Genomic DNA, 23740 nt, shown 5'->3' on the forward strand with positions numbered 1-23740 from the left:
TTGTGGGTGTATCGTCGAAATCGACAGTCGATGCTGTTGTGGCGACCACCCGTCCGCCGGCCGCGAGTTTAAATAGGAATCCGCATCAGCCAGCCTATGATCGACGACGCGATTCGCGTCCTCGCCGGCGACTGTACCGTGATCGCCGAGGCCGACGACCGATCGGAGTACCGCGGCCGGGTGACGACGATCGTCAAACCCGACAACACCGTCCTCGTCCACGACATCGACGGCTACCAGCCCGTCGCCTGGCTCACGCGCGCCGACAGCGTCTCCAGCGACCGTGCGGGCGACTTCACGCTCGTCGCGAAAAAGGACACCCAGACCCTGCGAATCGCAGCCCACGAGCAGGACGGCTTCGCTCACTACCCGGCCTCTGCGGCCGGGACGCCCGTCGGAACGTGCCAAAACGAGAACTGCGATGGTGAACTCGTCCGCTCGAAGGGCGTCCACTGCGTCGACTGCGGGACGCGCTACGGTATCCCGACCGACGCGACGATCAAGGACGACCAATCGTACTGCGACTGCGGGCTGCCGCGGATGCGCGTCGAGCGCGGCCTCGCGTTCGACGTCTGTCTCGATCGCAACTGCGAATCGCTCGATGAGGCCGTCCGAGAGGCCTTCGACCGCGAATGGGACTGTCCGGAGTCGAACTGCGACGGCGACCTTCGCATCCTCCGGCGCGGCGGACTCATCGCCGGTTGTGAGCACTATCCCGAGTGCGACACCGGCTTCGCGATGCCCGCGGGCGTCGTCGACGGCGAGTGTGGCTGTGGCCTGCCGACGTTCGAAACGCACGGCGGGACGCGGTGTCTCGATGCGACGTGTGACCGAGCGGTCGCCCGACACGTCGAGGCTGCAAGCGACGACTGAGATCGGTCGGACGGCACACGCAGCGTCGATCCACACGCACTTAACGCACCACAGACAACCACTGCGTATGTCACTGGAGGGGCGATTCGACGCCGAGACGGGCGTCGTCCGCGTCGGCAACGACGCGCGCCAGCGCTATCACGACTCGCGCGGCTACGGCTATCCACTCGAGGGCAACGAGATCGCTCTCGCACCCGTCGAGGCGGCCCACTTGCTCTATCGCGGCGACCTCGACGCCGTCGTCGACGATGCGACCGGCGACCGACTCGACTTTCAAGCGTTTGCCAGCCGCGAACCCGGTACCGACTTCGGCGTCCGATTTCTCGTCTACGCGGATCTGCGCGAACGCGGGTTCTACCTGTCACCGGCCGCCGAGCCGTGGGTCGACGACCCGCCAGGAGGGGCGGTCGACTTCGCCGTCTTCCCCCGCGGCAAGGGCCCCGGCGACGGCGAAATAGCCTATGCACTCCGAATCATCGGCGAACGAACCGACGTCCCCGCGAGTTCACTCGCGGACGGCGTGCTCGCGGTCGTCGACGAAGAAAGTGAGATCACGTACTTCGAGGTGACAGAGAGCAAGCCGACGGGGAGCACGGCGACCAGCCTTCCGAGCGGGGTCGACGCAACGTTGCTCGCGGACCGCGTCGTCCTCTGGGAGCCGCCGATCGACCTCTACGAGGATGCGTTCTACGGCCAGCCCTTGGAAGGGCGGGAGTACGAGCGGCCGACGCTACAGTGTTCGCTCCTCGAAGCGGCCTACCTTGCCAAACAGGATGTGATCGACCTCGAGTTCGGTGCGGTTCGGGAGCGGGGACGCGAGGTCGAGGGGGAACGCTTCGACCGCCGATTGCGAGTCTACACCGAACTGCGCGAGCGCGAAATCGTCCCCAAGACGGGCTACAAGTTCGGGGCTGACTTTCGGACGTACGCCGAGGTGGAGTCGGTCGCCGAACTCGGACACTCGGAGTTACTGGTACGGGTTCATCCCGCGGGAGCGGTCTTCGAGCCCCGAGATCTGGCACTCGACGTGCGGCTGGCCCACGGGGTGCGAAAGACGATGGTGTTTGCGCTTGTCGAGCGGGATGACGGAGCGACACCTGCGGAGTCCGATATCGAGTGGTGGTCGATCGAGCGGTTAACACCGTAGTCCATAGTCCAGAGTCCGTATTCCGGAGTCCGCGTGGCCGGACTACAGACTCCGGACAGCAATCACTGCGAGGTGGTCGTTCTATCCGTCCACTCAGGTGCTGGACACTACCGCGACGTGACAATAGGACCGACACAAACGGAACCATGAAAGTCCCACCAGCCGATAGGGATCACCATGCAACTCGAGGTGATCGGGGTCGGCGGCGCAGGATGTCGAATCGCCGATGCGATTCGCACGGCAGAAACCGCGACCCGGCCGTTTCTCTGTGACGTCTTCGCGTTCGATACCGATGCGCAGGCGCTTGCCGAACTCGAATCCGTTCCCGATGACCACCGCCACCGATACGGTGCGGGCATCGATACCGGCCTCAACGGGAACCTTCAGCGCGGCGAAACCCTCGGCGAAGAACACGTCGACGAACTCAGCCGTAAACTCGACGCCGGCCAGCCCTCGGCCGCGGACGCGTTCCTCGTCGTCGTCGGCCTCGGCGGCGCAACCGGCGGCGGGGCCGCACCCGAACTCGTCGCAAACCTGCAGACGCTGTACGACGTGCCGGTGTACGTTCTCGGGACGCTCCCGGCCGACCGCGAGCGCTCGCCTGACGGTGATCCGTCAGTACCGACCGACGACACTCGTCCGTCAGGCGCGGATGCAGACGGCGCGACGCGACCGCTTGCCGCGGCGAACGCGACGCAGACGCTCTCTCGACTGGACGGGCTCGCGAACGCCGTGCTCTGTTTCGACAACGAGCCGTGGCTTCGAACCGGCGAGGACATGGTCGACGGGCGTGCCCGGCTCAATCGGGAGCTTGCAGCCCGCATTGAGGCGCTGTTCGGTGCGACAGCGCAGCCGACCGACGAGCGTGCAACGAGCGCCGAAACCGTCATCGACGCGAACGACATTCGCCGCATTCTGGGCACCGAGACGGCGCTCGTTACGCTCGGCTACGGCACGCAGCGAATCGAATCCGGTGACGACTCCGGCTCCGTACTGGGACTCGAACTCGATCTGGGCCTCGGTCTCTTCGGCTCGGACTCGACCGTCGAAACGAGCGCCGCCGTCAGCGCCGTCGAAACCACGGTCGGCAAAGCGATCCAGGGAAAACTCACGCTCGAGTGCGAGCGCACGAACACCGACCGAGCACTGCTCATCGTCGGCGGGCCGCCCGAGTGGCTCAATCGGACGGCGGTCGCAGACGGTCGCCGCCGGCTCGAATCGGCGACGGAATCGACGCAGACGCTTGGCGGTGACGCACCGCGACCGGACAGCGAGGCCGTCTTCGCGCTCGCGGTGCTGGCCGGCATCGGACCCGTCGACCGAATCGAGCAGTTGCGGGCAGCGGCGCGCCAGTCCGGACAGTGACAGCGCAGTACCCCGCCGACCACATTAGTTACGTATTCTGTCAGTACTCCACGGCGGAAAAACGACCATCCAGTAAGTGTTTTGGCCGTCTGCATGTCATCTGTGCGTACGTTTATGGTCGAAGAACCAATATGTCTCTTCGAACGGTAGGTCTGGATGGAAACGGAACCGACGGAACCGGCGGAGCCGACACGAACGGGGGACGCAGCGACGAGTTCACGTTCGGGATCGGTATCGGCGGCGGCGACATCGGTATCAACACCAGTACCGGAATCCGGATCCGCATCCGAGTTCGGATCTGAGTACGAGTCCAAGTCGGGCCCCGGCCCCGATTGGATACAGTTCCTGCTCGTCGTACTGACCGTCCTGGTGCTCGCGCTGGCAGCGATTGCGATCCCGGCACTCGGTGGCGTCGGCGGCCACGGGACCCGTTCGGCCGCGGGGGCGGGGAATCTCCTTGAACTCGGCGCGGGCGGGAACGACAGTGTAGATGGTACAGCCGAGACAGGGGGGACAGCACGAAGCGGAAACGGTAGTACTGAACTCGGGAGCGGAAGCGAGAGCGGGAACGGGAACGTGAGTGGTGGATCGGCGACCAGTGGCGAGGATGGGAGCGGTGGAGCGGCGGTTCCGAATCGGGACGGGGAGACGAGTGATGGAGGCCGTGGCGGGGATGGAGACGAGTTCAGTGGCGGTTCAGGAGAGGGTGGTGAGTCGAGTGAGAGCGGGTTCGAGAGCGACGAGAGTGGCGCTGGTGGTGAGGGTGGCGCTGGTGGCGAGCAGAGTGGGGACGGAGAAACTGGTGGTGATTCCAGCGGTGGGGCCGGCGAGGGAGGCGAGACTGGCGAGACTGGTGTTGTTGGGGAGAACGGAACGGCCGGGGAACCGGGCGGTGATGGCGAGTTCAGTGCGGATCCCGCCGAGGGAGACGAGGTCGGCGACGAGGCCGGCGACGAGTTCGGCCAGGACGGGAGTGGTGCCGAAGGAAGCGATAGCGATGGAGAGCCGGCGAGTGGGGAGGGTGCGACGGGGGAGGAGACCGACGGTGATGGGGTCGATAGCGACGGCGGATCTGAATCGAGCGAAAGCGGAGGCGAGTCGGCGGCCGGGTCCGGGGACGCCGGGGAGTCGGCTGGGGAGGACGGAAGTGGCGAGGAAACCGACGGCGAAACGGAGCGCGAGGGGGCCGCAAGCGGCTACGAGATTTCCTTCGGCGAGCCGCCGACGCCCGGAAGCGAGGTCGAGGTTACCGTCACGGAAGACGGCGATCCGCTCCCGGATGCGGTTGTTTCATTCAACGCGGACCCGATCGGCGTCACCGGTGCTGATGGGACCGTGAGCGGAACGGTGCCGTTTACGGAGGCCGTGACAGTGACGGTCGAGCCACGAGAGCGAGAGCAGGAACAGGAATGGGAACGAGAACAAGAACGGACACAATCCCCGGCAGCGACGGCAGTGCGGGACCCAGCCGTTCAGGGCGCGATCGGCGCGCGTCTCGGGGGCTCACCGATCCAGTTCTACGGCGGGAGCGTCGCCGGGCCACCTGCTCGCTTCCAAGACGAGAGTACGGACGAGGGAGGTGCGTCGAACGAGTCGGCACAGCCGAGGGGACGAGTGGCAGGCACCGAACGGACCGTCGAAATGGACGCTGAGACCACGCTCGCGATCGATCGTGCGAGTGAACTCGCGGACGACGACGCGGTCCTGGCTGGAACGAACAGCACGGTGACGGCCACGGTCGAAGGGAATCCGATCCCAGCGGGGACGGTGCTACTCGACGGGGAACAGGTCGGGACGACGGACGAGTTCGGAACGGCGGAGATCAGGATTCCGGAAACGCGGGGAGAAACGACGATCGCCGTCGAGCGCGACGATATCCGTGCCGAGCGGACGGTCGGAGTCTACGGGCTGTCGATCGAGGTCGTCGAGCGGGTGCCGCTCCCCGGTCGAACGGTCGAAGCGGTGGTGCAGTACGACGCCGGAGATGCACGGGACGGAGTCGAAGACGGGAGCGAGACCGCCACGGACAACGATACCGGGATGCCGGGCGCAGCGACTGCGGTTGAAAATGCGACCCTGCTGATCGATGGGGACCCGGTGACGGCGACCGGAGCCGACGGGACCGCGACGGTCACCCTTCCCGTTTCGAACGAGGCCACGATCAGCGCGCAGGTCGCCGGGACGACGGTCGAAACCACCCTCACCGGACTCTACCGGAACGCCGCAGTCGTCGCCACCGTCGGACTCGCACTCGTCACCCTCCTCGGATGGTTCCTCAGGCGTCGATTCGGAATGCCGACGGCGACGGTCCGAACGCTGCCGACGCGAGTTCGTCGACTCCTGGCTCGAACGGGCGAGTTCATCCGCGACCTCGGGGGGCAGACTGTCAAGGCGGTCGTCCAACTCGCCGCCGCCCTCGAACGAGTCGGGGACTGGCTGGCCGTCCAGGGTCGGGCCGCGCTGCGAGCACTCCAGCGGACCGGTCGCCGACTCCGCGGACTGCCGGGTGAACTCGCGGAGCGAGGGCTCGCCGCACTGGCGGCGCTCCATCCGAGACGGTTCGTCGCGTTCATCCGCGCCGTCCTGCGGTCGTTACGACGGGCGGATCGAGAACGTAAACCGGAGTCCGCGTCGGACGCTCGCGCCGAGACGAGCGGGACCGAATCGGCGGGCGAGCCCGAAGGTCGAAGGCGAACGGTCCGCGGGCTCTGGCGCGAGTTCATCCGAGCGGTGCGACCGCCCGGCGTTCGGACGAAGACCGCGGGCGAGATCGGTCGGTACGCGGTCGAGCGCGGGTTTCCGGAGCGACCGGTTCGGACCGTCGTCGAGGGGTTCAGAGACGCGGAGTACGGCGAGTCATCGCCGGCGGAGCCGCGGATCGAACGCGTGCAGGCTGCCGTGCGGTCGGTCGCTGGAGACACAGCCCCAACGGCGGACGCAGGCGCGGAAACAGGGGCAAGGGCAGCGGAAGAAGAAGGGGAGGGGGAAGAGACGACAGATTCGATGTCACGGGGCGAACACGAGCCGAACCGAGAGGACGAGACGGCACAAGAGGTAGAAGAGGGTGACCGGCCGTGAGCGACCGATCGGTGCTGAACGTGCTGCTCGGCGTGCTCGCGGTCGGCACGCTCGGTATCGCCACGATACTGGCAGCGGCCCCGACGCTTCTCCCGACCGCGGTCATCGAACTCGTGGCGACGATCGAGCAGACGGTCGACGCGGAGCGTGCCCTCCTCGTGCTCGGTGGGGTGATCGGGCTGTTCGCCCTCTGGCGGGCGTACTTCTCGGGTGCGAGTGACGTGACGGATCATGGCGTCGGCGCTGCGTATGAACGGAACCGACCCCGGACGCGAGTTCAAAATCCGCACGGGGACCGTGCCGGGAATCGACCGCCGACACGAACTCGGGAGACAGTGGATGAGCCGCCGGCCGTCGAGGTGGTCGGCGAGGAGATTACCGAGCGCGTCGATCGGACGAGTCGCGCGTTGAAACGGGGATCGGTGGGAACGGTCCGGACGGAAGCCGTCGTCGAGGAGCTTCGGGAGACGCTTCGAGCCATCGAGACGGCACACGCACACGGTCGGGGGGATGGGGCGGATGCGGACGGAGCGGATGCAGACGGAGCGGATGCGGACGGAGCGGATGGAGCGGAGAAGGCGGACGGAATCAACAAGGTCGACGAGCGGATTCGGCGCGGCGAGTGGACGGACGACCGGATCGCGGCGGCGTTTCTCGGCGACGAGTCCGCAGGGCGGCTCTCGATCTGGCACCGACTTCGGAACTGGTTGTTCCCGGGACGAACGTTCGAACGCCGTCTCGAGCGAACGATTACCGAACTGGAGCGGTACGCAACGGAATCCGCCGGATCGACGGCTACAACGGGAGAGACGGACGACGCACGGAGAGCGGGCGGGGCGGTGGAAGGTGGGGAACCGACTAATCGAAAGCCGGACAACGCCGGTGGCGATTCCGCCGGAGACACCGCGACACCACCGGAGGGAACGCGTGCGTAGCGTCTCCCGGTGGCACTCCGGCGTCGTCGCGTCGCTCGCCCTCGCCGCCGTCGGCACCGTGTTCGGCTCGGCGACGCTGTTGCTCGCTGCGACCGTCCCCGTCGGCTACCTCGGCTACGCCGCGCTGTCGTCCGTTCCCGACCCGACAACGACGATATCGGTAGAACGAGATTGCGACCCGCGGCACCCGTTCCCCGGCGAGCGCGTCGACGTGACGCTCACGGTTCGAAACGACTCGACGCGACCGCTTCCGGACGTTCGAATCGCCGACCGCGTTCCGTCCGAAATCGCCGTCGTCGACGGAACCGCACGGACCGCGACGACGCTCCGCGCCGGCGAGCAGACCGAGTTCACCTACGCGGTGCGCCCGCGGCGGGGCACCTACGCCTTCGACGACGCGTGGGTCCGCGTGCGAAGCCTGAGCGGAACGGCCGTGGCGACGGCCTCGATTCCGGCCGCCGGCGACGACGAACTCGAGTGTACGATTCCGGTGGACGGGCTCTCACTCCGCCGGGAGACGCTGCCGCTCGCCGGTACCGTCGCGAGCGACAGCGGCGGCGCGGGGTACGAGTTCCACTCGACGCGGGACTACCACCAGGGCGATCCGGTGAGCCGGATCGACTGGCGGCGGTACGCCCGGACGGGTGAACTCGGTACCGTGCGCTACCGCGAGCAGGAGGCGACGAAGATCGTGGTCGTCGTCGACGGCAGGGCGGTGTCGGGAGTCGCGGCGGCCCGCGGACACCCGGGTGGAACCACGCTCGCGGCCTACGCCGGGACGGTGACGAGTGCGGCGATGCTCGAGGCCGCCCACAGCGTCGGGGTCGTCGGACTCGGCGTTCGGGGCCGGATACCCGACGTCTACGCGGGACCGCCGGCGTACGTCGAACCGGGAAGGGGTGCGGACGTGAGCGGTCGTATTGCGAGCGTCTGTGACGCCGTCGCCGCACGGGATGAGCCGACGCAGATGCGGGCGCGAAGCGATGGCGGCGAGGGTGAACGAGCGAGGGCAAGCGAGACGTCGACGGCGACCGCCGACCGGCTCGAGACGCTGTTGCCGTCGGATGCGCAACTCGTGGTCTGTACGCCGGCGGTGGACGACGGCATCGTCGACCTCGCGCTGGCGCTTCGACGGCACGGGTACCGGCTGTCGGTCGTGTCGCCGAACGTGACGACGCGTGCGGAAATCGGGGCGCGGCTGGCGGCGATTCGCCGGGAGACGCGGCTCGAACGCCTCCAGCGAGGGGAAATTCCCGTGGTGGACTGGGAACCGGAACAGCCGCTTGCGACGACCCTCGATCGGGTGTTCGGGGAGGTGCGTCGCTAATGGCGACGGACGACGACCTCGGGCTCCAGAAGCGGGGGCGGACGGGACGACATGCCGGTGAAAAACCGGCGACGGCGCGACCGAACGCCGCTCGATCCACCACCGCGCGATCCGGCGGGACGGTCAGCGCGCCGATACCGGCTGTCGCGACGATTCTGGCGACGCTCGTCGGGATACTCGTTCTCGCCGTCAGCATCGATGCCGTCGCGGCGGCGATCGTCGCCGGTCTCACCGGCGGCATACTAGCGGCGACGGTGACGGCCACGAAACGGCGAACGCCGGGCGGTCGAGCCGTCGGGAGCCTGCTCGCCGTGCTCACTGCACTCGGAACGGCCGGCGCGCTCGGACTCGCCCTTCGCGGCGATTCGGCCTCGGTTCAACCGGAATACCGCGTCTGGATCGTCCTCGCGATCGTTCTCGCGACGTTCGGCGGCGCGGCGACCAGAACGGGCGCGGTCGGCGACGGGGCCGTCCGCTCCGCGCTGCCGGTCGTCTGGCTCACGTCGATCCCCGTCGCTGTCGTCTCAGCGGTGTTTTTCGACCCGATTCGGTCGCTGTCGCTGTGGCCCTCTCTCCCCGGGACTGGGACTGCGACTGGAACAGGGACAGGAAACGGGAACGGCACCACTCCAGCGCAAGCGCTCGGTGAACTCGTGTCGCCGTCTCCGTCGGCGACGACTGCGGGTGCGCTGAGCTTCGTCGGGCTCCTCGTGGGACTGCTGTGGCTCGCGGTGCTCGTCCTGCCGCGACTTCCGATCCCGGAACTCCTGCCCCGGGATCGACGCGAGACGGCACGCCGGCGGATCGAGTGGCTCGCTTCGCGAGCGGGCTGGGCCGGCTGGGCAGTCCTGGGTGGCACCCTCCTGGCGAGTTCAGTCGCGGTCCTGGCTCGAACCGGCGACAATCGAGGCATCGATACCGCGGCCGCGCTCGTCGAGTCGACGCTCGTCCCGCTAACCATGGCGACACCCGTTCGTGTCGCCGTTCTCGCGGGGATCATCGCGCTCTGTCTGGCCGGCCTCGGCTCGCGGCTCCCCACGTTCTCCAGACTTCGATACAGTACCGCCGTCAGGTGGCTGCCGGCGTTCGCGGGCGGGGCCCTCGTCGTGGTTCTCGTCTCGATCGGCTACCCGCTGGTGTTCGACCACTGGATCGGTCCCGAACTCGAGGCGATGGCCGCCGCGAACGAACGGGGCGCGCTGCCGGGAGCCGCCGGTGAACTCGCGGCCGATGACCTACGCTCGCTCGCGTCGCCGCCGACGGGAATCGCCGCCGTCGGGTTCGTGCTGAGCGGGCTCGTCGGGACGATTTTCGCGCTACTGGTCGCCGTCTGGCTGCTCGGCGCACTCGGCCCGCTTTCGGACCGCGCGGCTCCCGCCACGCTGGCCGCGAGTTCGCTCGTCGCCGGCGGCGTGGTCGTCGCGCTCGGCGGCGGATCGACGCTCGCGGTCGGCACCGCCGTCGCCTGCGCACTCGTCGCCTGGGACGCCGGCGTCTACGGCGTCTCACTCGTCGACGAACTCGGTCGAGACGTCTCCGCACGACGGCCGGCACTGGCGCATACGACCGGCACAGTCCTCGTGGGGGTGCTCGGAATCGGTTTCGCAGTCGGCCTCGACTCCCTCCTCAATCGGCTCGCGATCCGAACTGGCGTGACGATCGCCGTCGCTTGTACCGTTGCGTTGCTCGCCTTGCTTATAATCCTCAAACGACGAGCGACCGCCGCCGCTGCGGCCGGTCGAACCCGAACGAGCGACATCTCCCGGCTCCCCGTCGCGGCGGGAACCGTTCCCGGCATCGACACCGGCGAAGCCCGCGCCCTGCGAACCGCCGGCTTCGAAACGATCGGCGACATCCAGACCGCCCGCACGGCCGAACTCGAATCCGTCGAGACGCTGAGCGACGAGACAGTCGCGGCCATCACCTCCCGTCTCGACGCCGTGCCGTCGGATGAGTCAGCCGCAGCCGAGTTCACCGGCAGCGAGTCGTCCGGAGTCGACTCACAAGCATGCACGGAGGCGGTCTCCGAGCCGCCATCCGACGAGAGCGACGAGAGCGAAACGGAGCACTCGGCTTCGAAAACCGACTAGCCGCGTTCGGTCGGGACGGCGCTACGGGTCGACTGCCGGAACCTCGACCCGGTCCAGCACGGACCGGACGACGGTCGATCCGTCGACGCCCTCGATTTGCGCATCGGTAGTCAGCACGAGCCGATGCTGCATGATCGGCTCGGCGATCCGCTTGATATCGTCCGGTGCGACGTACTCCCGACCGGCAATCGCCGCGCGTGCGCGTGCAGCCTCGAAATATCGTTGAATCCCCCGCGGCGAGATGCCGATCTCGACCCGGTCGTCCGCTCTGGTCGCCCGCGCGAGATCCACGAGATAGCCCCGAACCGGCTCGCTCATCGACACCCGCTCGGGGACGCGCTGGAGCGTCCGCACGCCCGCCGCATCGAGCACCGGCTCGACCGTCGGCAGCTTCGTCTCGCGCTCGCTTCGCCGCTCGATCAACTCGAGTTCACCCGCCCGATCCGGGTAGCCGATGGCGGTCTTGATCGTAAAGCGGTCACGCTGCGCTTCGGGCAATTCGAAGGTCCCCTCCTGTTCGACCGGGTTCTGCGTCGCGATGACCAGGAACGGGTCCGGCAGGTCGCGCGTCGTCCCGTCGACGGTGACCTGTCCTTCGTCCATCGCCTCGAGGAGGGCGGCCTGGGTTTTCGGCGGCGCGCGGTTGATCTCGTCGGCGAGTACCACGTTCGCGAATACCGGCCCGCGGGTGAACTCGAACGCGCCGGTGTGTTCGTTGAACACGTGCGAGCCGGTGATGTCGCTCGGCAACAGATCCGGGGTGAACTGGATGCGGGAGAATTCGAGCCCGAGCGCCCGGGCGAACGCCAGCGCCGTCAGCGTCTTCCCGGTACCGGGTACGTCTTCGAGGAGGACGTGGCCGCGGGCGAGCGCCGCGGTGAGCACCTGCTCGAGGAACTCGCGGTCGGTGATCACCGCATCGCCGATCCGCGAGAGAACTTCGGTACAGGTCTCGCTCGTCGCGACGGCCGAAACGTCGTCTGCCATCGGTTGGCGTTGTCGGGGGCGTCACATGAAGATACTGGCAGGCAGCGAACGGCAGAGAAGCGAAGGCTTTTGCGCGCCGGCGCGCCAAAACGGTGGTAATGACCGGAGACGACCCACGCGAGGAGCCCAGGAAGTTCGAGGACGAGGCGTCCGGGACTGCGGCCGACGCTGTCGCTGTCGGCGACGAGGGGGCGACACCCCTTCGAGCGGACGGCGGCGCTGCGGGTGCCGACGACGTCGCGCTGGACCCGTGGGGCTCCTCGACCGTCTCCGACTACCGCAAACTGTTCGACGAGTTCGGCATCGAGGAGTTCGACGACGTTCTGGACGAGGTGCCCCACCCCCACTACCTGATGCGCCGAGGCGTCATCTTCGGCCAGCGTGATTACCGGTCGGTCATCCGCGCGCTGCAAAACGACGAACCGGCGGCCGTCCTTTCGGGATTCATGCCAACCGGCGACCCCCACATCGGCCACAAACTCGTCTTCGACGAGATCATCTGGCACCAACAGCAGGGTGCAGAGGCCCACGCGCTGATCGCCGACCTCGAAGCCAACGCCGCTCGCGGCCTCTCCTGGGAAGAAATCGACGAACACGCCCGGAGCTACCTGCTCTCCCTGCTCGCACTCGGCTTCGACCCCGAGGACGGCGACCTCTACCGCCAGTCGGAAAACCGCGAGGTCCAGGACCTGGCCTTCGATCTCGGGGCCGAAGCCAACTTCTCCGAGTTCCAGGCGATCTACGGCTTCGACGGCGAGACCGACGTCTCGCACATGCAGTCGGTCGTCACCCAGATGGCCGACATCCTCTACCCGCAGTTAGACGAGCCCAAGCCCACCGTGATCCCCGTCGGCCCCGACCAGGACCCCCACGTCCGCCTGGCCCGCGACCTCGCCGAACGGATGCGCTTTTTCAAGGTCTCCAAGGCCTACGCTAGCTTCGAACTCGAGGCCGACGAGCGCGAACTCGTCGCCGAATTCTACGAGCGCCTCGACCCGGCCGAGTTCGACGACGAGCAACTCCGGTGTGTCCACGTCGCCGAAACCCTCGAAGAAACGCCGCTGGCCGAACTCGGGGTCGGCGCGAGCACGCTCGAGTCGGTCCTGACGAAGCTGAACGAGGGCGGAATGGAACCGCTTCGCCCGCGAACGCGGTTCTCCGACCGACGGGCGACCGAGGACGCCTTCGACGCACTCATCGACGCCGTCGAGGGCGAAAAGCGCGTCTACGAAAACCACGTCGACGCCTTCGAGATCGACCGCGCCGAAGCGGAAGAACTCGCACGGGAGATCGAGGTCGAGAACGGCGGCTACGGCTTCCAGCCGCCGTCGTCGATCTACCACCGCTTCATGACCGGGCTGACGGGCGGGAAGATGTCCTCCTCGATTCCGGCCTCCCACATTTCCCTGCTCGACGACCCCGAGGACGGCTACGATAAGGTCAAGTCGGCGACAACCGGCGGCCGCGAAACTGCTGAAGAGCAGCGAGAGAAAGGCGGCAAAGCCGACGAGTGTCCGGTCTACGAACTGTACGCCTACCTGCTCGCCGGCGACGACGACGAGTTCGCAAAGCGCGTCTACGATGAGTGCGTCGGCGGCGAGCGCCTCTGTGGCGACTGCAAGGAACAGGCCGCCCAGTTGATGAAGGAGTTCCTCGAAGAGCACCAGCAAAAGCGAGCGGAGGTCGAGGAGTTGCTCGAGGAGGCGGATATCGAACTCGAATCGCCGCGTCGGCGGTAGTACTCCGACCCCACTGCAGTCGACGAGTCGGCCGTGACGGCAGCGGTACGTTTCTCCCCGCGTCGGCGTTGTGTTTTGGCGTCTGACGAAGTTATATAGGGCCGTTCGTGAAACACCGACAACGGATGCCCTCCTCTCGCCCTCCCGATCCCCCGGAGGATGCTGACGACCTCCTCAGTTGTGCAGCGATCCTCGGCTCCTTCGGCGTCACGGCGGCCGATATCCGGACACAGCGGCACGCCGGCGGTGTCAACAACGGACCTGACGACCTCGCAACCGCCCTCGCCGACGAACTCGCGGCCGGCCAGGATCGGATGGCCGTCCTCCGCCGGACGATCGCCGGGAGCGAGCGCGGGCTCAGTTGCGCCGCACGCTACGCGCAGGACGATCTGGATCGGGAACTAACGGCCGTCTTCGACGCCATCGGCTGGTCATTTCGGTGCGAACGGATCGCCGCAGCGCTGCGCTCGGACGACCGACTCCACCTGCGAGCGTCCGACTATCAGGGCCGAGAACGGGAGACGACCGTCGAGTATCCCGACACGCCGCTCGGTACCGACAATCTGCCGGCCCTCCTGCAGGCGATAAACGCCTCGCTGCTCGTCGGAACCGACGCGCGATTCGTCCTGCTCTCCGCCGGCGTCGATCGCTGGCGGGCCGCGCTGGTCGCGGAACCCGAACTCGAGTGGCTGCGCGAACGGTACGGCCTGCGAATCGACGCCGTCGGAACGCCGCTCCTCCCCGAGCACGAACTCGGGGCGTACGTCCCCGACGAATCGACAGCCCACACGAGTGCCACACCAAGTGACGGTGCTGCCCCGTGGCCCGACTGGGCCGCCGACCGCGAGCGCGACGGGACGCGGACGGCAGGCAAGGAGTTCAACTCGCTGATCGAGGAGGCAGAAGCCGAGGCGACGGCGGCCACGGAGCGCGAGAACAAGAGCAAGAACGACTTCGAACTCCGCGGCTCACCGACCGTCTCGCGGGTGGCGGAGGGTGGCACCGACGAGACCAGCGAAATCGGACCCGGAACCGACGCCGGAGCCGGAGCCGGAACCGGAACCGATGCCAACGCCGACACACCCGGACCCAGCACCGACCCGCGTTCGCAAACTGAACGCGAGGGGTTCGACGGAGCGTCAGCCACGGTATCGTCCTCGGCATCGCCCTTGGCCTCAGCATCGTCCGGGACGGACGCGTCAGCATCCGATGGGACGGCCGCCGACGAGTTCGGCTCGCTCTCGGGATCGAGTACGACGACGCGGGTCGCAAACGACTCCTTCGGGGGCGACGTCGAGTGGGAGACCGAAACCGACCGGTATCGCGCGCTGGGTGCGGCCCTCGGTGCCGGCGGGAACGTCTCCGTGCGCGGACTGCTCGAGGACGAGGAGTTCCTGCCGGAGCTGCCGGAAGCGGAGCGATCGGAGACGCGCATCGAGTTCGGCGACGCGTTCGATCCGGCGGCGGTTTCGCGGGCGAAGGCGGCGGCCGAGCAGTCTGGGTTCGTCTGGGTTGAATCGGGGTCGCTTGAGACGACGCGCGTGTCGAACTCGTAGTCGTAGCCGGCGAGTCCGCGATGGAGCGCGTTCGAGACCGCTGCAAGAGTCCGTTCGAGTCCGCTGGCCGGGGGTCGTCCGAACGCGGGTGAGCCGGCGAAGGATCGGTCGCGGGCGGTGTCACCGTCCCGCAACGCTTTTGCCCCAGCCAGGGTATCGAACGTGTATGGCACCCGAATCCCCGACTCGTGCCAGCGTCGTGAGTCAGCCACAGCAGCCACACTCGGGATTCGGGTTCGTTTTTGCGCGCTGAGAGTGAGAGGATCCGGTGAACCCGCGGTGATCCACACCGGGTTGTCGCGGTGAAACCGGTCACAGGACGCCGATGAGCGGCTGGTGCCGCAGTGGCATCGGGACGGAACGGTCTCGAGAGGGTCGTCACACCCGCCGTCGCTCGCTGCACTCGCTACCGTCATCGATTCGAGTCGGAACCGCTAACTGACCACCACACAGCCATCTACACAAGCGAATGCAACTTCCAGCAGCACAGGTCGCGGTCCTCGAGGCCGCGAACGCGGACGACGCAACGTCCGTCGACGCCATCGCCGAGGCGACCGACCTCCCCCCCGAGACCGTCACCGGCGCGGTCTTCGAACTCGAAGACGAGGGACTGGTCGCCGTCACGGAACGCGTCGACGAAACGATCACGCTCACCGACGAGGGAGCCGAATACGCAGCCGGCGACCTCCCCGAGATCCGCCTCTACGAGGCCGCACTCGCGGCCGGTGCCGACGACGAGCCCGTCTCGATGGGACAGGTCATCGGCGCGGCCGAACTCGACGGCAACCAGGTCGACATCGCGCTCTCGAACTACGCGCGCAAGGGCTACGGACAGATCGACAGCGGCGAGATCACCGCGGATCCCGACGCCGACCCGGACGCCGACGCGGAGGCGAACGCCCTGTCGGTGCTTGCCGACGACGGTGATGGTGACGGTGAGAGTGATAGCGACGGTGAACTCGCCGCCGACGAGTTCAGCACGGAAATTCGCGACCAACTCGAACGCCGCGGATTGCTCGAACTCGCCGAGACGACGGTCCGCGAGATCACGCTGACTGACGACGGCGTCACGGAGCTGATGGCGGGCCTCGAGACGGCCGAGACGGTCGGCCAGGTCACGCCCGAACTCCTCACCGGCGGCGAGTGGGAGGACGTCGAGTTCGCCGAGTACAACGTCGAGGCCGACGCCGAGCAGTTCGAAGGCGGCCGGGTGCACATCCTGCGCCAGACGGCCGACCGCGTGAAGGACGTGCTCGTCGGCATGGGTTTTCAGGAGATGGAAGGCCCGCACGTCGACGCGGACTTCTGGATCAACGACAGCCTGTTCATGCCCCAGGACCACCCCGCTCGCACGCACTGGGACCGGTTCGCCCTGGAGCAGCCGACCCACATCGACGAGTTGCCGACCGAACTCGTCGAGCGCGTCGAGCGCGCCCACAGGGAGGGCGTCGGCGAGGACGGCGAGGGCTATCACTCGCCCTGGGACGAGGACTTCGCCCGGGCGCTCGCGCTCCGCGGACACACGACCTCGCTGTCGACGCGCTATCTGTCGGGCAGGGAGATCGGCGAGATCGAACCGCCGGCGCGCTTCTTCAGCGTCGAGAAGGTGTACCGCAACGACACGCTCGACCCGACCCACCTACTCGAGTTCTTCCAGATCGAGGGCTGGGTGATGGCTGAGGACCTCTCTGTCCGGGATTTGATGGGTACCTTCGAGGAGTTCTACGCCCAGTTCGGCATCGAGGACATCCAGTTCAAACCCCACTACAACCCCTACACCGAGCCGTCGTTCGAACTGTTCGGCACCCACCCGACGACCGGCGAGTTGGTCGAAATCGGCAACTCGGGCATCTTCCGCGAGGAGATGTTAGAACCCCTCGGCGTGGAGTGCGACGTGATGGCCTGGGGACTGGCCCTGGAACGCCTGCTCATGCTGATGTATGGCTTCGAGGACATCCGGGACATCCACGGGACGCTGTGTGACCTGGAACTGCTTCGCGAGACGGAGGTGACCTACTGATGCCAACGGTCGATATCGACCCCGACGAACTGCGCGAACTGACCGGCCACGAGGAAAAATCCGACGAGGAACTGCAGGCGGACCTGTTCGGACTCGGCCTCGAGTTCGAGGGCCGCACCGAGGACGGCGCGTTCGAACTCGAGTTCGCGCCGGATCGGCTCGACCGCCTGTCGGTCGAAGGCGTCGCCCGCTCGATGCGCTACCAGTACGGCGACGCCCGTGGCGTGCACGTTCCCGCGACGAACTCGGCCGAGTGGACGATTCGGGTCGACGAGTCGGTGCCGGACGAGCGGCCGTACGTGACGGGCGCGGTGATCCGCGACGTCGATCTGGACGAGGAAAGCCTCGACTCGCTGATCCAACTCCAGGAGAAGTTACACGCGACGATGGGCCGAAAACGCGCGAAGGGCGCGATCGGGATTCACGACCTGACGATGCTCCGCGGAAGCCCAGCGACTGAGGGCAACCCGACCATCGAGTACGTCGGCATCGACCCCGACGGGGACCGCTTCGTGCCGCTCGACTCGGACGCCGAACTGACGCCCGCCGAGGTGCTCGAAGAACACGACACGGGCCGGACGTACGCGGACCTCGTCAGCGAGTACGAGCGCTACCCGGCGATCTACGACGACATCGGGCTGTTCTCGTTCCCGCCGGTGATCAACGGCCGCCGCACCGAAGTGTCGACGGACTCTCGCGACCTGTTCGTCGAGATGACCGGCACCGATCAGTGGACGATCGACAAGATGCTGAACATCGTCTGCTACGCACTCGCGGCCCGCGGCGCGACGCTCGAGGACATCAGCGTCGAATACTCCGATCACGAACTCGTCCGCCCGGATCTCTCGACAAAGACCAAGACCGTTTCCCACGACCGCATCGAGACCATCCTCGGAATCGACCTCGATCCGGACGAGGTCATCGACCTGGCCGAGCGGTCGGGACTCGACGCGGCGAAGGAAGAAGGCGATAACGACGGCGAACTCGTCTACGAGTTCACCGTGCCACCCTACCGCGTCGACGTGCTCCACCCGCTCGATATCATCGACGACCTCGGGCGGGCCTACGGCTTCAACGAACTCGAACCGAAGTACCCCGACATAGGGACCGTCGGCGGTCGACACGAACGCTCCCGACTCGAAGACGCGACGCGCACCCAACTCGTCGGCCTCGGCTTCGAGGATCTGCTGAACTTCCACATGATCAACGAGGCGGAGAACTACGACCGCTTCGATCTCGACCCCGATGCGGACGTCTACGGGGCCGGCGAGCCCGCGACGATCAAGGAACCCTACAGCGAGGACTTCACAATGTTACGAACGTGGGTCATGCCCTCGCTGCTGATGGTGTTAGAGCGAAACACCCACCGCGCGTATCCCCAGCACCTCGCGGAAATCGGCTTTACCGCCGCCGTCGACGAGACCGAGAACATCGGCATCGACGAACGCCGTCACGTGGGGGCCGTTCTCGCGAATCACGACGCCGGCTACGAGGACGCCAAGGCGCGACTGCAAGCGCTGGCCCGTCGGTTCGACGTCGAACTCGAGACGCCGCCGACGGAACACCCCACCTTCATTTCGGGTCGAACGGCGGCCGTCGTCATGGACGACGAGGTGGTGGGCGTGATCGGGGAGGTTCATCCGAAAATCCTCGTCGAACACGATCTGGAAGTACCGGTCGCGGCGTTCGAGTTCGACCTCGCGGCGCTGGAGTAGTCCGCGTTGCGAGGCTACTGGAGGACGCCACGAGAGCGACGCTGTTAGCGGATCTCTCCATACGTCCGCACGAGTTCACCGTCGGCGTAGCGGCGCTGTTCGAATCCGAGCGCGTTACACAGGAGCGTATGGCCCATGAAGGACACGGCGTAGTCGGCCATCCCGAACGGGTGGAGTTCGGTCTGTCGGGCGGGCGGCAGCACCGAGCCGACGACCGAAATTTCGCTGTCGCCCGCCGAGAGCGTGCCGGCGGCGACGCCGGACGCGAGATCGGTCGGTTCGCCGTCCTGCAGGTCGCCGACGGTGAACGTGCCGGCGACGGAGCCGCCGGCGCGCTCGAACGCCTCCCGGTCGACGATCGTCGCGGGTTGGTCGACGCCGGTCGTGTACCCCAGCTGTGACCCCTTCCAGATCTCCTGCTGGCGGGGTCTGATGCCGGCGAGTAGCGGGTGGTCGAAGTCCCTGTTTTCGAGGTTCGCAAACGGGAGGAGGACGTCGGCGATGTCGCCGGCAGCGATGTCGGCGGCGTCGCCGATCTCGAGTTCGGCGAGTAAGTTCACGCCCGAATCCGTGAGGACGAGGTCGCCGCCAGCCTGGACGAACTCCTCGATCGCCGAGAGGTACCGCGAGTCGTCGATGCCGTCGTCGTGGGAGACGACGAGTTTGTCGTAGTGGCGCTTTCCGGAGTTGCCCCGCAGGAGGCGGCCGACGCTCACGTGGTGGGTGCCCATGTAGTCCACGTCGCCGTCGACGACCGACTCGTCGAGGTCGGCGAAGAACCGCATCGGATTGACGGTGTAGGGGCGTTGCTCGTAGCCGAGAACTTCCCCGGGATCGGGGATCTCGTCGTCGCCCTCGACGTCGAGTACCGTCGTGAGGACGTGTACCTCGGCGTCGCTGTCGACCTCGACGGTCCACTGGCCCGCCTGCGGCCGGCGGACGAAGGCTCCCTCGAAATCGTGCGTCCGGACTTCCGAGTCGGCCGGATCGGCCTTTGCCGCGAGGTCGACCTCGCGGACGACGGTTCCCGCAGGATTGCGGACGCGAACGGTGCCGTCGGTCGCGTGCTGTACGCCCTCGAGATCCACGAACAGCGAGTGTGAGGCGTCCGTGGTCTCCGCGCCGACGCGCGACTGACCGGCCGGGCCCGGCCGGACGACCTCGTGGCGTCGTCGTACCGCCGTCCCGCGACCCTGATTCTGAGCGCGTCCCTGTCCCCGTCCGCTGTCGTCGTCTCCGCCGCGACCCGAATCGACGCCCGTGTGGGGCAGATCGGCGGACGAGCGGGTGAGTTCGTCGGTTGTGACGTAGGCCGTGTCTTGGCCGCCAGTTGCGACGGTGGCGGTCGTTTCCCGGGCGGCCATCTGGGCGAACTCGCGCATAGACAGCCGATAGGCCGTCTCGTAGTGGCGCGACCAGTAGGGTTTCCACTCCTTCTGTGCGTTCATATAGTGGTTCGAGAGGACGATCTCCGGGGCGACGGTGATCGCGCCGAGTCCCCCGTCCGCCTCGGGTTGGCCGGCCCAGCCGAGGAAGCTCCCGGTGATCTGGTAGGCGAGCGAGTCGTAGATCGACCCCCAGTCCAGGAGCCCGTCGAAACTGTCGCCGTCCGGCACGAACGGCACGCCGTACATCTCCTCGCCGGCTGTCTCGATGTCGTCGGCGATCGCATCGATACCACCCCAGTGATCCTGCATTCCCTCGCCGATCCGGATGTTGACCTCGTCCAGATCGTGGGTCCCCTCGTGCTCGAACGACGCGTTCGTCTCGAGGTTGAACACCAGGTGGTCGGCCGTGTACATCCCGTGGTAATCACAGAGGAACGCCACGTTCTCGTACCCGCGGAAGTGCTCAACGATGGCCAGCGAATCCGGCACGAGTTCGGTGAACTCGTCGGGTACGCCCTCGGGTTCGGCCGGCCGGAAACTCGGATTCGTCCACCCGATGGTCGGATACTGCCGGTTGGTATCGATCGGCTGGCCGTCGAAGACGCTCGCGTTGCCGCGCTGGAAGTTGGTGTCGTGGGCCTCGACCCACGGGATTTCGGTCTGGGGGTTGCGCGCGACCCAGCCGTCGGGGTTGGTAAACAGGAAGACGACGGCGATGTCGTCGAGCAGGGGTTCGAACGCCCCCGCCTCCCCGCGGGCGAGGTCCTCGAGGAGCCGACTGCCGGCTTCGACGCCGGCGCGTTCGTCGCCGTGAATGCTGAGCGAGAAGACAACCTTCTCCTTCTCGTCGAAGGCGGTCTCGTCTCGAACGTCGTTCGTCACCTCCGCGACGTAGATATCCCGCGGATCGGACTCCTCGCCGGTAAATGCGTTCGTCCAGCCCGGCGACTCGCCGATATTGTGGACCCGAACGCGATCCGAATACGCGTCTTCGAGGTGTCCGAGCGCCTCGACGGTTTCCTCGTAGGAAACGTAGTTGCGCGCCGACTCGACCGGCGGAAAGACGCCGTCTTCGTAGGGAGCTTCGATCGTCCACCACGGGTTCGCACCGGGTGCGAAGTCTATGACGTCGATTCCATCACCGCTCAGGTCGAGCACGTCCTCGACCTCGGCGGCGGTGAGGTGGGCGTGCGCCGCGAGCGTCGGCTCCTCCCGGGTGACCGCCTTCGGTGCCCGAGACAGTTCCGGATCGGGTTCTTCCTCGTACTCGTCCGCGAAGGCGTCAAACGCCTCCCGCTCGCCGAACTCGATGACGGCCGCAGCCTCGTACGCCTCGGGCGTGTGATTGACGACGAAGGTGAACTCGTCGGTGAGCGCGTCGCCGGAAACGTCGGCAGTGGCACTGCCCGGAAGCGCGAGCGCAGCACCGGTCGTGGCCGAGAGGCGGAGAAACGTTCGTCGGTCGACTGGACTGTTCGTGAACCGTTCGCCGGGAAGATGCTCGTCGCCGGCAGCCGACCGGTCCGTCGCGTTGCTCGGGGCCTCGTTATCTATGTCGTCTAACATTCTCGATCACGTGGTTGTTGCCCACGGAAATATCCCACAATGATTCTCAGTAAGAACGATGTGGAACGAGCGAACGTCTCTGGAACACGTATGCTTACAACGGCGGACGTCCTTCGATCGGAACTCGATCACAAGAGTCGACTGCTACGGCGAGTGTAACGGTCAGTAGTCGATTCCTGAGAGGCTGTTATACCGATTTCCGTCGCAACCGCAGGAGTGTGTGGGTGCGCCGGAACCGGCTGACAGCAGTCTGTGTGAGTGCCGTCTTCTCGAGAAACGAGCGCGGCCGAACGCGAGACAGACCCGCGTTCGTGCTGTAGCGGCAAGTACGTTCGATGTACGACACTGCCGTCCGTCGTTCAATAGTCGATTAGAACTCGTGTTCGACGTCTTCCTCGTCGGCTTTCTGAATGATGATCTTCCCGTCCCGGACCCGAACGAAAACTTCGTCGCCGATGTCCATCCCCGCGACTGCGAGTTCATCCTCGTGGAGATTGAGGTGGACGTTGTGGTAGTTACCGTCTTCGTCTTTCGCACCGCTTGGACTCAACTTCTTTTTCCGTACCATCGCGGGATTCTATGACGAACTTCGCCGTAGGATATACTTAAGTGTTTTCGACGCCCTGGGGAATGACCTTATTACACAGTAGTCACGCGGACAATTACGGGAGAGCGGCGACCGGCGGAGCGAGATAGTGCGAAGAGGTGACTGACGGACATACTTAAAGATACCGGCACTGTCGGTCGATTTTCAGGGATATATTTATGTCGGGCCGTGTGCTGGGTTGGCATGGAGGCAAAACCATGGTACGCGAAGACGGTAAACGAAACTTTGCGCTGCGAGCGTCGAGCGGGGAAGAGGAAAGTGTCTTTTCGGGGAATACCCCCCGGCAAGCCGCCCTCAAGGCGGCACGACGGCTCGAACCGGGCTCGAGCGAGGACGCGGCTGACCGAACTGAACTCAGGCTTCGTGAGAAGGGGACGGATAAAGTCCACATCTACGACGGCTGGGCCTGGGAGGAGACAGCACCCGACGATAAGCCGGATTGGATGCCCGACGAGATCACGGAGGCGAACGTCTCCAAGAAGGGAATCGACCACCTGGACGAGTAACACGGATTGTCGGCGATTTCGGGGGGACGAGTCCATGAGTGGCGTCTCTGGCGAGGAGTAACTATCCAGCGACGACGGGTAACTCGGGACCGGATGGCGACACAGGTCATCGTCCCTGCGGCGCTTTCTCGGAGTTCCACTCGTCGTAGTGAATCAGTTGCTCGCCATCGAGACGGTCACGCCATCCTTGCTCTTGCAGGACGGGTTCAGCAGGAAAGCCGTTTCTGGGATACCCGACACAGAGGTACGCGACGGGATCCACGTGGTATGGAATCCCCAGCACATCGCGGAGTTCGTGGGGATAGAGGAACGATACCCATCCCACGCCGATACCCTCACTTCGGGCGGCCAACCAGATGTTCTGGACGGCAAGACACGTCGAATAGGCGTCCATCTTCTGCATCGTGTTGCGACCGAGGACGTGAGGCGCGTCACGGGTCGGATCGCAAGTGACGCAAATATTTACCGGTGCATCGGTGATTCCCTCCAGTTTCAACGCGCCGAAATCGGACCGCCGTGGCTCCTGGTACCCTTCGCGCGCAGCAGCAATCGCTCGTTCAGCGATCGCTGCAACCTCGGTTTTCGTCTCTCCGTCCTCGATGACGATGAAGTCCCACGGCTGGGAGAATCCAACGCTGGGTGCGTGATGTGCAGCGTCCAGAATCCGCGCCATCGTTTCCTCGGAAACGGGATCATCACTGAACCGCCTGATATCGCGTCGCGCATAGATCGACTTGTAGACGGCTGCTCGCTCATCTGCGGTGAATGAAACCATAATTGTCACGCATCAGTTCTACTTGTATACCAGTTTTGGGACGATCGATCACGAGCACCAGGTTCG

At 66.3% G+C, this 23740-nt stretch carries 16 protein-coding genes; 12 read left to right on the forward strand and 4 right to left on the reverse strand.

Going from position 1 to position 23740, the window contains the following annotated elements:
- The first annotated feature begins 96 nt into the window (after positions 1 to 96).
- The 7 genes from SM755_RS10605 to SM755_RS10635 all read left to right on the forward strand — a co-directional run bounded on the left by SM755_RS10605 (position 97) and on the right by SM755_RS10635 (position 10815).
- Positions 97 to 873 (forward strand): DUF91 domain-containing protein, encoded by a 777-nt coding sequence (locus tag SM755_RS10605; RefSeq protein ID WP_323172631.1) that lies wholly within the window; start codon positions 97 to 99, stop codon positions 871 to 873.
- Between the two features lie 67 nt (positions 874 to 940).
- The gene (gene endA / locus SM755_RS10610) at positions 941 to 2020 is read left to right on the forward strand and encodes a tRNA-intron lyase (RefSeq protein WP_323172632.1); all 1080 of its coding nucleotides are present in this window, start codon (positions 941 to 943) and stop codon (positions 2018 to 2020) included.
- A 177-nt stretch (positions 2021 to 2197) separates the two neighbouring features.
- Positions 2198 to 3385, forward strand: coding sequence for a tubulin/FtsZ family protein (locus SM755_RS10615; protein WP_323172633.1), 1188 nt, complete (start codon positions 2198 to 2200; stop codon positions 3383 to 3385).
- A gap of 156 nt (positions 3386 to 3541) precedes the next feature.
- Positions 3542 to 6463: a hypothetical protein gene (locus SM755_RS10620; protein WP_323172634.1), complete on the forward strand. Its 2922-nt coding sequence runs from the start codon at positions 3542 to 3544 to the stop codon at positions 6461 to 6463.
- Positions 6460 to 7398, forward strand: a complete 939-nt coding sequence (locus SM755_RS10625; RefSeq protein ID WP_323172635.1) for a hypothetical protein — start codon at positions 6460 to 6462, stop codon at positions 7396 to 7398. The genes SM755_RS10620 and SM755_RS10625 overlap by 4 nt, the downstream gene beginning before the upstream one ends.
- Positions 7391 to 8725, forward strand: coding sequence for a DUF58 domain-containing protein (locus SM755_RS10630; RefSeq protein ID WP_323172636.1), 1335 nt, complete (start codon positions 7391 to 7393; stop codon positions 8723 to 8725). Before SM755_RS10625 ends, SM755_RS10630 begins: the two co-directional genes overlap by 8 nt.
- Positions 8725 to 10815, forward strand: a complete 2091-nt coding sequence (locus SM755_RS10635) for a hypothetical protein (RefSeq protein WP_323172637.1) — start codon at positions 8725 to 8727, stop codon at positions 10813 to 10815. The genes SM755_RS10630 and SM755_RS10635 overlap by 1 nt, the downstream gene beginning before the upstream one ends.
- Positions 10816 to 10836: 21 nt before the next feature.
- Here SM755_RS10635 and SM755_RS10640 read toward each other — a convergent pair whose 3' ends face one another.
- A complete protein-coding gene (locus SM755_RS10640; RefSeq protein WP_323172638.1) occupies positions 10837 to 11802 on the reverse strand; it encodes a MoxR family ATPase in 966 nt (321 codons plus the stop codon).
- Positions 11803 to 11900: 98 nt separating this feature from the next.
- On the opposite strand from SM755_RS10640, the gene SM755_RS10645 reads away from it, so the two are divergent.
- From SM755_RS10645 to pheT, 4 genes are all read left to right on the forward strand, one after another.
- Positions 11901 to 13541, forward strand: coding sequence for a tryptophan--tRNA ligase (locus SM755_RS10645; protein WP_323172639.1), 1641 nt, complete (start codon positions 11901 to 11903; stop codon positions 13539 to 13541).
- 125 nt (positions 13542 to 13666) lie between these two features.
- Positions 13667 to 15097 (forward strand): hypothetical protein, encoded by a 1431-nt coding sequence (locus SM755_RS10650; protein ID WP_323172640.1) that lies wholly within the window; start codon positions 13667 to 13669, stop codon positions 15095 to 15097.
- A 469-nt stretch (positions 15098 to 15566) separates the two neighbouring features.
- A complete protein-coding gene (locus SM755_RS10655) occupies positions 15567 to 17117 on the forward strand; it encodes a phenylalanine--tRNA ligase subunit alpha (protein WP_323172641.1) in 1551 nt (516 codons plus the stop codon).
- Positions 17117 to 18832, forward strand: coding sequence for a phenylalanine--tRNA ligase subunit beta (gene pheT, locus SM755_RS10660; RefSeq protein ID WP_323172642.1), 1716 nt, complete (start codon positions 17117 to 17119; stop codon positions 18830 to 18832). The genes SM755_RS10655 and pheT overlap by 1 nt, the downstream gene beginning before the upstream one ends.
- Before the next feature lie 44 nt (positions 18833 to 18876).
- On the opposite strand, the gene SM755_RS10665 is transcribed toward pheT, so the two are convergent.
- Both SM755_RS10665 and SM755_RS10670 read right to left on the reverse strand, forming a co-directional pair.
- Positions 18877 to 21786, reverse strand: coding sequence for a M14 family metallopeptidase (locus tag SM755_RS10665; RefSeq protein ID WP_323172643.1), 2910 nt, complete (start codon positions 21784 to 21786; stop codon positions 18877 to 18879).
- A 370-nt stretch (positions 21787 to 22156) separates the two neighbouring features.
- Positions 22157 to 22354: a hypothetical protein gene (locus SM755_RS10670; RefSeq protein ID WP_006111025.1), complete on the reverse strand. Its 198-nt coding sequence runs from the start codon at positions 22352 to 22354 to the stop codon at positions 22157 to 22159.
- A gap of 236 nt (positions 22355 to 22590) precedes the next feature.
- Here SM755_RS10670 and SM755_RS10675 point away from each other — a divergent pair, with 236 nt between their 5' ends.
- Positions 22591 to 22899 carry a non-histone chromosomal MC1 family protein gene (locus tag SM755_RS10675; protein WP_006665426.1) on the forward strand — a complete coding sequence of 103 codons (309 nt, stop codon included), beginning with the start codon at positions 22591 to 22593 and terminating at the stop codon, positions 22897 to 22899.
- Between the two features lie 106 nt (positions 22900 to 23005).
- Here SM755_RS10675 and bluB read toward each other — a convergent pair whose 3' ends face one another.
- Positions 23006 to 23674 carry a 5,6-dimethylbenzimidazole synthase gene (gene bluB / locus SM755_RS10680; protein WP_323172644.1) on the reverse strand — a complete coding sequence of 223 codons (669 nt, stop codon included), beginning with the start codon at positions 23672 to 23674 and terminating at the stop codon, positions 23006 to 23008.
- Between the last annotated feature and the right edge of the window lie 66 nt (positions 23675 to 23740).

Origin of the sequence: Natrialba sp. PRR66 (assembly GCF_034808065.1) — an archaeon.
GTDB lineage: Archaea > Halobacteriota > Halobacteria > Halobacteriales > Natrialbaceae > Natrialba > Natrialba aegyptia.

Bases quoted from the DNA above. Each gene is read 5' to 3' on its own strand.
- SM755_RS10635 (WP_323172637.1), top strand. From the start codon at position 8,725: ATGGCGACGGACGACGACCTCGGGCTCCAGAAGCGGGGGCGGACGGGA.
- SM755_RS10640 (WP_323172638.1), bottom strand. From the start codon at position 11,802: ATGGCAGACGACGTTTCGGCCGTCGCGACGAGCGAGACCTGTACCGAA.
- SM755_RS10650 (WP_323172640.1), top strand. From the start codon at position 13,667: ATGCCCTCCTCTCGCCCTCCCGATCCCCCGGAGGATGCTGACGACCTC.
- SM755_RS10655 (WP_323172641.1), top strand. From the start codon at position 15,567: ATGCAACTTCCAGCAGCACAGGTCGCGGTCCTCGAGGCCGCGAACGCG.
- endA (WP_323172632.1), top strand. From the start codon at position 941: ATGTCACTGGAGGGGCGATTCGACGCCGAGACGGGCGTCGTCCGCGTC.
- SM755_RS10605 (WP_323172631.1), top strand. From the start codon at position 97: ATGATCGACGACGCGATTCGCGTCCTCGCCGGCGACTGTACCGTGATC.
- pheT (WP_323172642.1), top strand. From the start codon at position 17,117: ATGCCAACGGTCGATATCGACCCCGACGAACTGCGCGAACTGACCGGC.
- bluB (WP_323172644.1), bottom strand. From the start codon at position 23,674: ATGGTTTCATTCACCGCAGATGAGCGAGCAGCCGTCTACAAGTCGATC.
- SM755_RS10675 (WP_006665426.1), top strand. From the start codon at position 22,591: ATGGTACGCGAAGACGGTAAACGAAACTTTGCGCTGCGAGCGTCGAGC.
- SM755_RS10620 (WP_323172634.1), top strand. From the start codon at position 3,542: ATGGAAACGGAACCGACGGAACCGGCGGAGCCGACACGAACGGGGGAC.
- SM755_RS10665 (WP_323172643.1), bottom strand. From the start codon at position 21,786: ATGTTAGACGACATAGATAACGAGGCCCCGAGCAACGCGACGGACCGG.
- SM755_RS10670 (WP_006111025.1), bottom strand. From the start codon at position 22,354: ATGGTACGGAAAAAGAAGTTGAGTCCAAGCGGTGCGAAAGACGAAGAC.
- SM755_RS10645 (WP_323172639.1), top strand. From the start codon at position 11,901: ATGACCGGAGACGACCCACGCGAGGAGCCCAGGAAGTTCGAGGACGAG.
- SM755_RS10615 (WP_323172633.1), top strand. From the start codon at position 2,198: ATGCAACTCGAGGTGATCGGGGTCGGCGGCGCAGGATGTCGAATCGCC.